This window comes from Acidovorax sp. SRB_24 (genome assembly GCF_012931925.1).
On the sequence record NZ_MWOM01000022.1, the window covers coordinates 1 to 13,534 of the forward strand.

A 13,534-nucleotide genomic window follows, 5' to 3' on the forward strand; every position below is an offset into this window, starting at 1 on the left:
AAGTCGACCGGCTTGGTGACGTGGGCGTCGAAGCCTTCGCGCCGCGCGCGCTCGGCATCGGCATTGCGGCCATAGCCGGTCATGGCGATGGCGCGCACCTGCCCATGGCCCGGCATCTGGCGCAGCGCCGCCAGCAGCGCGTAGCCGTCCATGCCCGGCATGCCAATGTCCGAAATCAGCAGGTCGTAGGTGTTCAGCGCCGCCAGGTCCAGCGCCGCGGCGCCGCTGCTGGCGGTGTCCACGTCGGCCCCCTCGTTTTCGAGCACCACGGCAAACAGCAGCAGCGCATCCTCCATGTCGTCCACCAACAGCACGCGCAGCCCCTGCAGGGCCGACGCCGCCGCCGCGGCCTCGGCCCTGGGCTCGCCGCCGCCGACGAGCGGCAACAGCACCGTGAACGTGGTGCCTTTGCCGAGGCCGTCCGACACGACGCTCACCTCGCCGCCCTGCGCGCTGCTGAGTTCCTGCACCAGCGCCAGCCCGATGCCCAGGCCACCGCGGCGTGCCGAGGCGGCGCCCCCCTGCGAGAACAGGCCAAACACCTGGGACAGGAATTCGGGCGCAATGCCGACGCCGGTATCGGCCACCGTCAGCTGCGCAAAGGCGCCGCGCTGCGCCAGCGCCACGGTCACGCTGCCGCCGGTGGGCGTGAACTTGAGCGCGTTGTGGAGCAGGTTCCAGACGATCTGCTCGGTGCGCACGCGGTCGCACCACAGCTGCAGCTCGGGCGCCTCGCACACCCAGTGCAGCGCCACGCCCTTGCGCTGGGCGTCCACACCGGCGATTTCCACGATCGCGGCCACGGCCTCGACGGCCACCGCTTCGAGGTTCAGCTGCAGCTTGCCGGTGCGCACGCGCGAGAGGTCCAGCAGGTCGTCGATCAGCTTGGCCTGGCTGCGCACGGCGCTGCGGATGTTGTCGCTGGCGCGCTGCGCCATGGCCACGCCCTGCAGCTCGGGCAGGCGCGCCAGCAGCTCGGTGCTGACCTGGATCAGGTTGAGCGGGTGCTTGAGCTCGTGCGACATCACGGCCAGGAACTGGTCCTTGAGTTCGTTGGCCGCGCGCGCCTCGCTGCTGGCCAGCTTCTCACGCTCCAGCATCGCCTCGCGCTCGGCTTCCTGGGTTTTGCTGCCGGTCATGTCGCGGGCAATCTTGACAAAGCCCGACACGCTGCTGTCGCGCAGCTGCGTCATCACGCCGCTGCAGTAGAAGATCGAGCCGTCCTTGCGCAGGTGCCAGCGCTCGTCCTCGGCACGGCCGGTTTCGCGCGCGCGCCGCATCTCGTCCTCGGGCACGCCGCTGGCGCAGTCCTCGGGCGTAAAGATCAGGCGGATGTGCTGGCCCAGCACCTCCTGGTCCTGGTAGCCGAACACGCGCCGCGCGCCCTCGTTCCACGAGGTGATCAGGCCGTCGTCGTCGAGCGTCACGATGATGTAGTCGCGCGTGGTGAGCGCCGCCAGGCGCAGGCGCTCCTCGCTGGCGCGCACGCGCTGCTCGGCCTGCCGCAGTTCGGTCACATCGACGAACGCCAGCACCGCGCCGGCGATCTTGTTGTCCACCGTGCGGTAGGGGCGCAGGCGCGCCAGGTAGTGGCGCGCGTCCAGGCTGCGCACCGGGCGCTCGACGGTGCGCAGGTCCTGCAGCACGCTGTGCAGGTCCTGCGCCAGATCGTCGTAGTCGAGCCGGTGCGTGATGTCCTGCAGCGCCCGGCCGACGTCGCTGGCAATCACGTTGAACAGCCTCGCGACCTGCGGCGTGAAGCGCTTGATGCGCATCGCCTCGTCAATGAACAGCGTGGCGATGTCGGTCGAGGCGAGGAAGTTCTGCAGGTCGTCGTTGGTCTTGCTGGCCTCCTCGACGCGCGTCTTGAGCTCGTAGTTGACGGTGATCAGCTCCTCATTCATCGACTGCAGCTCTTCCTTGCTCGTCTCGAGCTCTTCGGTGGCCGAGCGCAGTTCCTCGTTGATGGCCTGCAGTTCCTCGTTCGACGCCTTGAGTTCCTCGGTCGAGATGCCGGCGTGCTCGACGGTGTTGCGCAGGTGGCTCTTCAGCTGGTCGAGCTCGGCCTCGAGCTGGCCAATGAGCTGGCGGTCGGTGCTGTCGCCGGCCGCGCCGTGCTCCGCCGTGGCAGCCTGCTCGGCGTCCTCGAACACCACCAGCATCAGCGGCTCGGCGCTGTGCGGCTCGGCGGAGGTGTCTGGCGCGGGCGCGGGCACCGGCGTGACCGCCAGCCGGATATGGCGGGCCACCCCCCCGTGCTCGAAGTGGATGCTGCGAGTGCGCACCGCCTGGCCGATTTGCGCGACCTGGAACAGCGCGGTGCGCAGTTCGATGCGCAAGTCCGGGTGCACGCTGGCCAGCAGCTCGGCGGTGGGCGGGCCGCCGCCTTGCTGCAGGTAGCGCGCGGCGCCGTCCGACAGGTGCAGGATATGCAGCCGGTGGTCGGCCAGCAGGCTCGGCGGCGCGCAGGCACAGATGGCGCGCGCGTGCAGCTCGGCCACCGCCGCGCGGCTGCTCTCGCGCAACACCGGTCCCTGCGGCAGCAGGTGGCGCCGGTCGGGACCCGAGAGCGCCGACAGCGGCAGATGGCGCACCCCATGCCCGGGCGCGCGCGGGTTGGCCTGGTAGATGCGGTTTTTCTTGTCCACCACGGTGAACAGCTCGCCTGCGGCGTCGGCCGACTCGGACGTGCCCAGGAACAGGTAGCCACCGGGGCGCAGCGCAAAGCGGAACATCTCGAGGATGCTGAGTTGCGCCTCGCTGCTCACGTAGATCAGCAGGTTGCGGCAGCAGATCAGATCGAGGCGCGAGAACGCCGGATCGCGCAGCACGTTGTGCGCGGCAAACAGCACCGGCTCGCGCACCGCCTTGCCCACCCGGTAGCCAGACGGCTCGCACGTGAAGTACTGCGCCAGGCGTTCCGGTGCCACGTCGGTGGCGATGCAGGGCCCATACAGCCCGGTGCGCGCCAGCGCCAGCGCGCGCTCGTCGATGTCGGTGGCAAACACCTGCGCCGGTGCCATGCCGCCTCCACCGCGCCGCTGCGCCGCCTCGTGCAGCAGGATCGAGAGCGAATACGCCTCTTCGCCGGTGGCACACCCCGCCACCCAGGCGCGCAACGGCTCATTGGCGGCGCGCTCGGCCAGCAGCGGCGCAATCGCTTCGCGTTCGAGCGCCTCGAAGGCCTCGCGGTCGCGGAAGAAGTTGGTCACGCTGATCAGCATGTCCTGCAGCAGCAGGCCGGTCTCCTCGGCGTGGGTGCGCAGGTGTTCGCAGTAGGCGTTCAGGTCGGGCACCTCGCACACCTGCATGCGCCGCTCGATGCGGCGCAGCATCGTGGCGCGCTTGTAGTGGCGAAAGTCGTGCCCGGTGCGCAGGCGCAGCAGCGCCATCACGTCCTGCAGCGCCTTCTCGGCGCGCTGCGCATCGGCGGCGCTGGGTGGAGACGGCAGCTTCTCGCCGCTCTCGACCGTCTCCGGCAGCCAGATGCGCCGGGCGTTGTTCCACAGGTCCAGCAGGCGCTGGGGCATGTCCGCCACCGGCAGCACGAAGTCCACCGCCCCCGTGGCGATGGCGGCGCTGGGCATCTCGGCGAACTCGGCGTCGTCGGGCGCCTGCACCAGCGCCACGCCGCCCTTTTCCTTGATGCGCTTGAGGCCCACGGCACCGTCGGCGCCCGTGCCCGAGAGCACGACGCCCAGCGCGCGCGACCCCTGCACGTGCGCCAGGGTGCGGAAGAACAGGTCGATGGCGACATGCGGTCCGTGCACCCGCACGGGCGCGCGCAGCTCGAGCCGGCCGTCGTTCATCAACAGGTCTTGGTTGGGCGGGATGATGTAGATGTGGTCGGGCTGGACCGGCACCGGGCCGGTCACCTGGACCACCGCCATGCGGGTGTGGCGCTGCAGAATGGCATCGGCGCTGCTGGGGTGCTGGGGTGAGAGGTGCAGCACCACCACGAACGCCATGCCCGACTGCGACGGCATGTGGTCGAAGAACCGCTGCAGCGCCGCCAGCCCGCCGGCCGAGGCCCCCATGCCGACCACCGGAAAGTCCAGCGTGCTTTTCTGCAGGCCGGGCCATTGTTCCGGATCGGATGGCACTGCCACGGGTGGGGCTGTTGCGGGCGCCGGGGCGGGTGCCGGGTGCGCAGGGGGGGCAACGTGGGACATGGCGATTCTCCTGAACCATGGTAAAGCCAGCGTCCGCTGCATGCATCCACGCCGCGCGGTAGGCTTGTGCATTGTCCTTGGCTTTCTTTCACCCCCTCACGCACAGGCCCGTCCATGTCCTCTCGCCTTTACCAACCCATGACCGCGGGTGCCTTGCACTTGAAAAACCGCATCGCCATGGCCCCGCTCACGCGCAACCGCGCGCCCGGCGCGATTCCCACGCCGCTCATGGCGCAGTACTACGCGCAGCGCGCCAGCGCCGGCCTGCTGATCACCGAGGCCACCGCGATCAGCCCGCAGGGCCAGGGCTATGCCGACGTGCCGGGCCTCTACAGCACCGAGCAGCTCGACGGCTGGAAGCGCGTCACCGAGGCCGTGCACCAGGCCGATGGCAAGATCGTCGTGCAGCTGTGGCATGTGGGCCGCGTCTCGCACACCACGCTGCAGCCCGGCAACGCCGCGCCCGTGGCACCCTCGGCCGTCCGCGCCCACACCAAGACCGTGCTGATCAAGGACGGCGTGCCCACCTTCGTGGAAACCTCGATGCCGCGCGCGCTCGACCTCGATGAGCTGCCCGGCATCGTGCAGGACTACCGCCACGCGGCGCGCAACGCGATCGCCTGCGGCTTCGACGGCGTCGAGATCCACGGCGCCAACGGCTACCTGCTCGACCAGTTCCTGAAAACCGGTGCCAACCAGCGCACCGACGACTACGGTGGCAGCATCAAGAACCGCGCGCGCCTGCTGCTCGAAGTGGTGCGCGCCATCGTCGACGAAATCGGCGGCGAGCGCACCGCGATCCGCCTATCGCCCGTGACCCCGGCCAACGACATCACCGACGCCGATCCGCAGCAGCTATTCGACTATGTGCTCGCGCAGCTGGCACCGCTGGGCCTGGCCTACGTGCACCTGATCGAAGGCGCTACCGGCGGGCCGCGCGAGCTGGCCGAGCGCCCGTTCGACTACGCCGCCCTGCGCGATGTCTACCGCAAGGCCGGCGGCACGGGCGCCTGGATGGTGAACAACGCCTACGACAAGGCCCTGGCGGAGGCCGCGGTCGAGAGCGGCGTCGACATCGTCGCCTTTGGCCGGCCGTTCATCGCCAACCCCGACCTGGTCGAGCGCCTGCAGCGCGGCGCGCCGATGAACCCGCCCGACCGCGCCACCTTCTATGGCGGCGGCGCCGAAGGCTATACCGACTACCCCACGCTGTTCTGAGAAGCCAGCCGCGGCCCACACCGCGCCCTGCGCCGCCCGCCCCCACGGCGGGGAAGGTCATCGCAGCCTCAAAAAAACGGTCAAAACCGCCCCTAACGCTGGTGCAGCAAGCGCGTGGCGCTATCAAATCAGGAATTCAGCGCTCACAGTGGCATGAACACCAGGCGCACGCACAAGCCCACGCCCTGGGGTCCGGCATCGAGCTCCAGGCGCGCCTCCAGCAGCTCGGCATAGCGCGCCACGATGCCCAGGCCCAGGCCCGCGCCCTGGCCCAGGCGCTCGCCCTCGCGGCCCTGGGCCCAGCGCTGCAGCAGGTGCTGGCGCTGCTCGGCCGTCAGGCCCGGCCCGTTGTCGAGCACCGACAGAACCACCTGGCCCGCCAGGCGCGACAGCTCCACCGTCACGCTTGGCGGCGTCTGCGGCGCCGTTGGCACGCCGTAGCGCAGCGCGTTGTCGATCAGGTTGTTGAGCACGCCCTCGATCAGCAGCGCCTGTCCCTGCACGGCGACCGTCCGGTCCAGCCCGCGCGCGCCCAAGTCCACGCCGGCCGCGTCGGCGCGGCGCAGAAACTGCAGCACGGTCTGGCGCACCAGCTCGTCGAGCCGCACCGTCTGGCGCGGCAGGTCGCCGCGCACCTCGTCGGCCAAGGCCAGCGCCAGCAATTGGTCGATCAGGTGGCTGGCGCGCGCCTCGCTGTGCACGATGGCGCCCAGTTGCTCGCGCCAGACGGCCGGCTCTTTCTGCGCCAAGCCGTAGTTGGTCAGCGCGCGGATGCCGGCCAGCGGCGTGCGCAGCTCGTGCGCCACATTGCCGGCAAACTCGCGCTGCGCGCGCACGCCCTGGGCCACACGCGCCAGCAGGGCGTTCACGGCCGTGCCCAGGCGCTGTAGGTCGCGCGTGGACGCCTGCACCGGCACGGGCGCCAGGTCGCGCGCGTCGCGCCGGTCCAGCGCCTGCTGCAGCGCGGTCAGGGGCCGCAGCTCTTCCTGGATCGCCCGGCGCAGCCACGCCGCCAGCCCCAGCAGCAGCAGCGCCTGCGACACCACCGAGTACAGCAGCACGCTGCGCAGCAGGGCGCTGCGCCCGCGCGTGGTCTGCGCCATCAATACTTCGAAGGCCGCGGGCACCTCCAGTTGCAGGCGCACTGCGCGCAGCGCCTGGCCCTCGAAACGGATGTCGGAAAAGCGGTACGCATCGTCGTCGCGTGGCGGCGGCACGGGCAAACCGGGGTTGCCGGTCAGCACCGAGCCATTGGGGCGCAGTACCGCGAAATACACCGTCTCCACTTGGTCGAACAGCACTGCCTTGACTTCGCGCGAGGTCAGCGCGAACTCCAGCGCGCCGTCCACACTGCGCACGTTGGCGGCCACGGCGTAGGCATCGTCGAGCAGCGAGCGATCGAACGCGCGCTGGGTGAAGCCCCCGGCCACCAGCACCGACACCACCGTGCCCGCCAGCCACGTCAACGCCAGCGGCCCCAGCACATGGTGCAGCAGGCGCGAACGCAGGGACGGAAGCGGCGCCGGCGCGCCGGCCGCGGCCACCGGATTCACGGCCCGGCCGGAGGCTGCGCCTCCAGCATGTAGCCCAGGCCACGCAGCGTGCGGATGCCGGCGCCGCTGTCGGTCAGCTTCTTGCGCAGGCGTGATATGAAGGCTTCGAGTGCGTTGTTGCCCAGCGTGTCATCGAAGCCCGAGAGCTTTTCCGACAGGCTGCGCTTGCTGACCACGCGGCCCGGCGGGGTCATCAGTTCCCACAGCACCTCGAACTCGCGTGCCGGCAGCTCCAGCGGCGCACCGTGCAACGTGAAACGCCGGGCGCGCCGGTCGAGCACCAGCGCTCCGGCCACGGTGCGGTCGTCCGTGCCCTGGGTGCGGCGCGCGAGCGCGCGCAAGCGCGCCTCCACCTCGGCCAGCTCGAACGGCTTGCCCAGGTAGTCGTCGGCACCCGCGTCCAGGCCGGCAATGCGGTCCTCGGTGCGGTCGCGCGCGGTCAGCACCAGCACGGGCGTGCGGTCGCCACGTGCGCGCGCCGCGCGCAGCGCCGCCAGCCCGCTGCCCATGGGGCTGTCGGGCGCGGCATCGTAGGGCAGGTTCAGGTCCAGCAGCACCGCATCGAAGGGCTGCACGCACCAAAAATGGTGCGCCTCGACCACGCTGGCGGCGGCATCCACGCGGTGGCCGGCATCCGTCAGGCTGCGCAGCATCACGCCGCGCAGCACGGCATCGTCTTCTATGACCAGGATTCGCATTCGGGCAGGGGCAGCAAGGGAGCAGGTGTACGCATTTTTACGGATCGCCCAGGTCAGGCAGCGGTCAGGCGGGCGCAACGATAAACGCTGGATGAGCATACGACAGTTGATCCTTCTCTCCGCCGTGGCCTGCGCCCTGCCCGGCTGGGCCCAAAACAGCGCACAGCCCCCCTCCCCGCAACTCACGCTGGCACAGGCGCTGGCAGCCGCGCGCGACAACAGCGACGTGGCCCAGGCGCGCCACGCGCTGGCCGCAGCGCGCGCCGACGTGCTCAGCGCCGACCACGCTCCCGCCCCCGTGCTCAGCGCCAAGGCCGCGTCCATCGACCTGCAAAACGGCATAGGCGGTGGCAGCCTGGTGGCGCGCAAGCGCATCGACAAGTCCATAGGCATCGACTGGACCTGGGAGCGCGGCGGCAAGCGCGCCCTGCGCACCCAGGCCGCGCAGCGCCATGCCGATGCCGCCCAGGCCGACGTCGAGGATGTGCAGACCCAGCAGTTGCAGGCCGCGCTGTCGGCCTACTACGACCTGCTGGCCGCGCAAGAGCGGCTGCGCGAGACCGCCGAGATCGAACGCAGCGCCAGCGCGCTGGCGCGCCTGGCCGCGCGGCGCGTGCAAGCGGGCGATTTGTCCGTGCAGGATGCGGCACGCACCAGCATCGAAGCCGAGCGCGTCCGCGCCGAGACGCAAACCGCGGCGCTGGAGCGGCAGCAGGCAGCCCTCGCGCTGGCGCAGATCACCGCCAGCGCCGCGGCCGTGGAAGCGGCAGGAACCGACTGGCCGGCGCTGCCCGCCACGCCGGACAGCGCGTTCGACTTGAACGCGGCAGCAGAAGCCCGCGCCGATGTGCGCGCCGCGCTGGCCCGCGTCCAGGCCGCCCAGGCCGCACGCGACCACGCCAGCGCCCAGCGCAAGTCCGACTGGACCGTGGGCGCCTCGTACGACCACTTTCCCGGCACCTCCAACCGCTTGGTGGAGCTGCGTGTGTCGGTGCCACTGCAATGGGGCTACCACTACGAAGGCGAAATCGCCCGTGCCCAGGCCGAATACGCCCAGGCGCAGGACGCGCTCGACAAAACACGGCGCTTGGCCGTGCTCGACCTGCAGCACCTGCAACAGGCCGCCGCCGGTGCCGCCCAGCGCGCCGCGAGCTTCGACAACGGCATCCTGCCGCGCGCGCGCCAGGTGGCGCAAAGCGCCGAACTCGCCTACGCCAAGGGCGCCACGCCGCTGACCGACCTGCTCGACGCACGCCGCACGCTGCGCGCCACCGCGCTCGAAGCGCTGGCGGCCCGCCTGGAGCACGCCAAGGCCCTGGGTGCCTGGCAATTGCGCACCCGGCCCCAAGCGCTGCTGGCCACCCCCTGATCTTTCCCCTTTCACCGAAGAGTCCCCCATGGTGCACACCCCTTTCCCGCGCCTGTGCGCGCGCAACGCCCCCCCTGTCGCCGCTCGCGGCCTGCCCACGCTCGCCCTGGCCTTGGCCCTGGGCGGCAGCGCACTGCTCGCAGGGTGCAGCGAAGCCGCCGCGCCTGCGGCCCCCGCCGAAGCCGCTGCGCCCACGGTACAGAGCACGCAGCTGCGCTTTCCGCCTGGCCATCCACAGCTGGCGCTGCTCGAAGTGACCACCGCGCAGCCCAGCCAGGACATTGCCGTGGACCTGCCTGCGCGGCTGGTCTGGAATGAGGAGCGCACCCAGCGCATCTACCCGGCCTTTGCGGGCCGCGTGACGGCCATCCGCGCCGACCTGGGCCAGACCGTGAAGGCTGGCAGCGCCCTGGCCACACTGGCCTCGCCCGACTTCGGCCAGGCCCAGGCCGACACGGCCAAAGCCCACGCCGAGCAGAACCTGGCGCACCAAGGACTGCGGCGCCAGCGCGAGCTGTTCGAGGCCGGCATCGTGGCCCGCAAGGACCTGGAACAGGCCGAGGCCGACGCAGCTCGCGCCCAGGCCGAGGTGGCGCGCGCCGCCGCGCGCACCAGCCTGTACGGCAGCAGCGCGGCCGTCAACCAGCAACTGGCCCTGTCCGCCGGCATGGGCGGCGTGGTGGTGGAACGCAACGTGAACCCCGGCCAGGAAGTGCGGCCCGACCAGTCGGGCCCCGGCACGCCGGCGCTGTTTGTGGTGACCGACCCGTCCACGCTGTGGGTGCAGATCGACGCACGCGAGAGCGACCTGGCTTCGCTGCGTGCCGGCGACAGATTTGTGCTGGAAGTGTCGGCCTACCCCGGGGAAACCTTCGCGGGCCGTGTGACGGCAGCGTCCGATTCCATCGACCCGGCCACGCGCACCATCAAGGTCCGCGGCCTGGTGGCCAATACCGACCGGCGTCTGAAGGCCGAAATGCTGGCCACGGCCCGCATCAAGCAAAGCCGCACCGGCGGCGCCGTCATCCCCGCGCAGGCCGTCACGCTGCGCGGCACCGTGCACACCGTGTTCGTCGAGAGCGCGTCCGGCGTGTTCGAGCCCCGCGCCGTCACGCTGGCCCATGAAGGCCCACGCGAGGTGGTGGTCGGCAAGGGCCTGGCCGCCGGCGACAAAGTGGTCACGCAAAACGTGCTGCTGCTGGCACGCCAGTTCCAGATGGCCCAGGAAGATGCCGCCATGAAGAAAGGCGTGCAATGAAGCGCCTGATCCATTACGCGCTGCACCAGCCCCTGTTCATCGTGCTCGGCACGCTGCTGTTTGCAGCGGCCGGTGTCTTTGCCTTCAAGAACCTGTCCGTCGAGGCCTTCCCAGACGTCACCGACACCCAGGTCACGGTGATCGCGCTCTACCCCGGTCGTGCGCCCGAAGAGGTCGAAAAGCAGGTCACGCTGCCGATCGAAGTCGCTCTGGCCGGCCTGCCCAATTCGATCCGCGTGTTCTCGCACACGCAGTTCGGCCTGTCGTTCAGCGTGATCACGTACGACGATGCGGCCAACGTCAACATCGCGCGCCAGCAGGTGGCCGAGCGGCTGTCGAGCATCGATCTGCCGCCTGGCGTGCAGGCCGAGATTGCGCCCAATGCCACGCCAGTGGGCGAAATCATGCGCTACCGCTTGAAGGGCGACGGCCTCTCGACCACCGACCTGCGCACCGTCGAGGACTGGACCGTCGAGCGCGCACTGCGCCAGGTGCCCGGCGTGGCCGACGTGGTCGCCATGGGCGGCGCCATCAAGCAGTACGAGGTGCAGCCCGACCTCGACAAGCTGCGCGCCTACAAGCTCACCTTCCAGAACCTGCTGGACGCGCTGGGGCGCGGCAACGCCAACGCGGGCGGCAGCTACGTGGCCCAGGGCGCGCAGCAGTACACCATCCGCGGCATCGGCCTGCTGCAGTCGCCCGACGACATTGGCCGCATTGTGGTGGCCGCACGCGGCGGCACCCCGATCCTGATCCGCGACATCGCGCAGGTCAAAATCGGCGCGGTGCCGCGCCTGGGCGTGGTCGGCCAGGACCTGGACGACGACATCGTCACCGGCATCGTCATCATGCGCAAAGGCGAGAACCCGAGCGTGGTGCTCAAAGGCGTGAAGGACAAGATCGCCGAACTCAATGCGCGTGGCCTGCCGCCGGGCGTGCAGATCGTGCCGTTCTACGACCGCACCTGGCTCATGGACAAGACGCTGAGCACGGTGTTCCGCAACCTGGTCGAAGGCGCGCTGCTGGTCTCGCTGGTGCTCTACATCTTCCTGTCGAACCTGCGCGCCAGCCTGGTCGTGGTGGTGGTGATTCCATTGGCGCTGCTGGGCACCTTCATGGGCCTGAAGATCATGGGCGTGCCGGCCAACCTGCTGAGCCTGGGCGCGATGGACTTCGGCATCATCGTCGACGGCGCGGTGATCGTGGTCGAGAACATCATGCACCGCCTGGCCGAGCGCGGCGAGGACATGGACGAGCGCGACCGGCGCGAAACCATCATCGACGCGGCCAACGAGGTCGGACGCCCGACGCTGTTTTCGATGCTCATCATCATCGCGGCGCACATCCCGATCTTTGCGCTGCAACGCCATGAAGGCCGCATCTTCCAGCCAATGGCGCTGTCGGTGACTGCGGCCTTGATCGGCGCGCTGGTCTTCTCGCTCACGCTGGTGCCGCTGCTGGCCTACTGGATGCTCAAACGCAAGCTGCCGCACGGCGACAACCGCGTGGTGCGTGGCGCCAAGAACCTGTATGCGCCCGTGCTCGAGTGGGCCCTGGTCAACCGCCGCAAGGTGATGGTGATTGCGCTGGTGGCGTTCGGCCTGTCGGGCGTCGTGGCCTCGCGCCTGGGCTCGGAATTCCTGCCCGAACTCAACGAGGGCACGACCTGGGTCAACTTCGCACTCTCGCCCAACGTGTCGAGCGAAGAGGCGACGCGCATCCTGCGCATGGCGCGCCAGGCGCTGCTGTCGGTGCCCGAGGTCAACACCACGGTGTCCAAGGCCGGCCAGCCCGAGGACGGCACCGACCCCAAGACCATCTCCATGGCCGAGATCTTCGTTGACGTGAAGCCCGAGGACCAATGGCGCAAGGGCATGACGCGCGAGAAGATCACCGAGGAGATGGGCCGCGCGCTGTCGGCCCTCCCCGGCATCGACCCGGCGTTCTCGCAGCCGATCCGCGACAACGTGCTCGAATCGATCTCGCAGATCAAGGGCCAGATCGTGATCAAGCTCGCAGGCGACGACCTCGCGGAAATGAAGCGCATCACCGACGACATTGCCCGAGAGATCAAGCAGGTGCAGGGCGTGGCGCGCGCCGAGATCGACCGCGATGGCCAGGTGCCGCAGTTGCTGATCGACATCGACCGAGATCGCGCCGCACGCTACGGCCTCAATGTGAGCGACATCCAGGATGTGATCGAAGCCGCCCTCGCGGGCAAGGCCGCCACCAGTCTCTGGGAGGGCGAGCGCAAGTTCGCCGTCGCCGTGCGCCTGCCCAAGGACGAGCGCGTCATTGCCAACCTGCCGCGCACGCCGATCGCCACGCCGGATGGCGGCTATGTGACGCTCGGCGCCGTCTCGCGCATCCACGAAGGTACGGGCGCCATGAACATCGCCCGCGAAGCCGGGCGCCGCACCACGGCCATCGGCATCTTTATCGCCGGCCGCGACATGGGCTCGGTGGTCGCTGACATGAAGGACCGTGTCGCCAAGAACGTGACGATTCCGTCCACCTACCAGCTCAACTGGTCGGGCGAATTTGAAAACCAGGAACGTGCCATGAAGCGCCTGTCGGTGGTGGTGCCAATCTCGCTGCTGCTGATCTTCGTACTGCTGTTCGATGCGTTCAAATCCTTCAAGACCGCCTCGCTGGTGCTGATCAACGTGCCTCTGGCCCTGCTCGGTGGCTTCGTCGCACTGTGGATCTTCGGCATTCCGCTGTCGGTATCGGCGGCCATCGGCTTCATCGCGCTGTCCGGTCAGGCCGTGCTCAACGGCGTGGTGATGCTGTCGGTGTACCAGCAGCTGCAGGCCGGCGGCATGGGTGTCGTCGAGGCGGTGCGCCAAGGCTCCATGCAGCGCCTGCGCACGGTGCTGATGACGGCCATGCTGGCTGCGCTCGGCCTGCTGCCGATGGCCTTGTCGCACGAGATCGGATCGGAGACGCAGCGGCCGCTGGCCATTGTGGTGATCGGCGGTCTGGTCACGGCCACGCTGCTGACGCTGATCGTGCTGCCGGCGCTGTATGTGGCCTGGTTCTCGCCGCGCAAGGCGGCTGCACCATGCACGACCACCCCCGCAGCCACGGCATGACCGCCGAGCAGCCCGGACCACGGGCACACGACACGGCCGTGCTGTTGCTGCATGGCCTGTGCAGTACGTCGGACGAGCTGCTGTCGGTGCAGCATGCTCTGCGCGCCGCCGGGTGTGCGGTCTGTGCACCGCGCATTGCGGGCTAATTCGTTCGACCCCGACATGCAGGTC

At 69.8% G+C, this 13,534-nt stretch carries 8 protein-coding genes; 5 read left to right on the plus strand and 3 right to left on the minus strand.

The annotated features are described in order from the left end of the window. Nucleotides 1-4,172: chemotaxis protein CheB (locus B2J89_RS09865; RefSeq protein ID WP_169168911.1), on the minus strand; the 4,172-nt coding region annotated here is incomplete at its 3' end. A 114-nt stretch (nt 4,173-4,286) separates the two neighbouring features. Between B2J89_RS09865 and B2J89_RS09870 the strand changes: the two genes are divergently transcribed. Beyond that, nucleotides 4,287-5,390, plus strand: coding sequence for an alkene reductase (locus B2J89_RS09870; protein WP_169168912.1), 1,104 nt, complete (start codon nt 4,287-4,289; stop codon nt 5,388-5,390). Between the two features lie 143 nt (nt 5,391-5,533). Here B2J89_RS09870 and B2J89_RS09875 read toward each other — a convergent pair whose 3' ends face one another. Beyond that, the gene (locus B2J89_RS09875; RefSeq protein ID WP_371809057.1) at nt 5,534-6,943 is read right to left on the minus strand and encodes a sensor histidine kinase; all 1,410 of its coding nucleotides are present in this window, start codon (nt 6,941-6,943) and stop codon (nt 5,534-5,536) included. Then, nucleotides 6,940-7,641, minus strand: coding sequence for a response regulator transcription factor (locus B2J89_RS09880; RefSeq protein WP_169168913.1), 702 nt, complete (start codon nt 7,639-7,641; stop codon nt 6,940-6,942). Before B2J89_RS09880 ends, B2J89_RS09875 begins: the two co-directional genes overlap by 4 nt. A gap of 106 nt (nt 7,642-7,747) precedes the next feature. Between B2J89_RS09880 and B2J89_RS09885 the strand changes: the two genes are divergently transcribed. Genes B2J89_RS09885 through B2J89_RS09900 form a run of 4 tightly spaced genes read left to right on the plus strand, consistent with a single transcriptional unit; the run spans nt 7,748 to nt 13,509 of the window. Beyond that, nucleotides 7,748-9,010 (plus strand): TolC family protein, encoded by a 1,263-nt coding sequence (locus tag B2J89_RS09885; protein WP_240964818.1) that lies wholly within the window; start codon nt 7,748-7,750, stop codon nt 9,008-9,010. Between the two features lie 28 nt (nt 9,011-9,038). Beyond that, on the plus strand, nt 9,039-10,268 hold the full coding sequence (locus B2J89_RS09890) for an efflux RND transporter periplasmic adaptor subunit (RefSeq protein ID WP_169168915.1): 1,230 nt from the start codon (nt 9,039-9,041) through the stop codon (nt 10,266-10,268). Next, nucleotides 10,265-13,363: an efflux RND transporter permease subunit gene (locus B2J89_RS09895; RefSeq protein WP_169168916.1), complete on the plus strand. Its 3,099-nt coding sequence runs from the start codon at nt 10,265-10,267 to the stop codon at nt 13,361-13,363. Before B2J89_RS09890 ends, B2J89_RS09895 begins: the two co-directional genes overlap by 4 nt. Beyond that, nucleotides 13,333-13,509: a hypothetical protein gene (locus tag B2J89_RS09900; RefSeq protein ID WP_206042535.1), complete on the plus strand. Its 177-nt coding sequence runs from the start codon at nt 13,333-13,335 to the stop codon at nt 13,507-13,509. Before B2J89_RS09895 ends, B2J89_RS09900 begins: the two co-directional genes overlap by 31 nt. Nucleotides 13,510-13,534 lie beyond the last annotated feature (25 nt).

Bases quoted from the DNA above. Each gene is read 5' to 3' on its own strand.
- B2J89_RS09880 (WP_169168913.1), bottom strand. From the start codon at position 7,641: ATGCGAATCCTGGTCATAGAAGACGATGCCGTGCTGCGCGGCGTGATG.
- B2J89_RS09900 (WP_206042535.1), top strand. From the start codon at position 13,333: ATGCACGACCACCCCCGCAGCCACGGCATGACCGCCGAGCAGCCCGGA.
- B2J89_RS09895 (WP_169168916.1), top strand. From the start codon at position 10,265: ATGAAGCGCCTGATCCATTACGCGCTGCACCAGCCCCTGTTCATCGTG.
- B2J89_RS09890 (WP_169168915.1), top strand. From the start codon at position 9,039: ATGGTGCACACCCCTTTCCCGCGCCTGTGCGCGCGCAACGCCCCCCCT.
- B2J89_RS09870 (WP_169168912.1), top strand. From the start codon at position 4,287: ATGTCCTCTCGCCTTTACCAACCCATGACCGCGGGTGCCTTGCACTTG.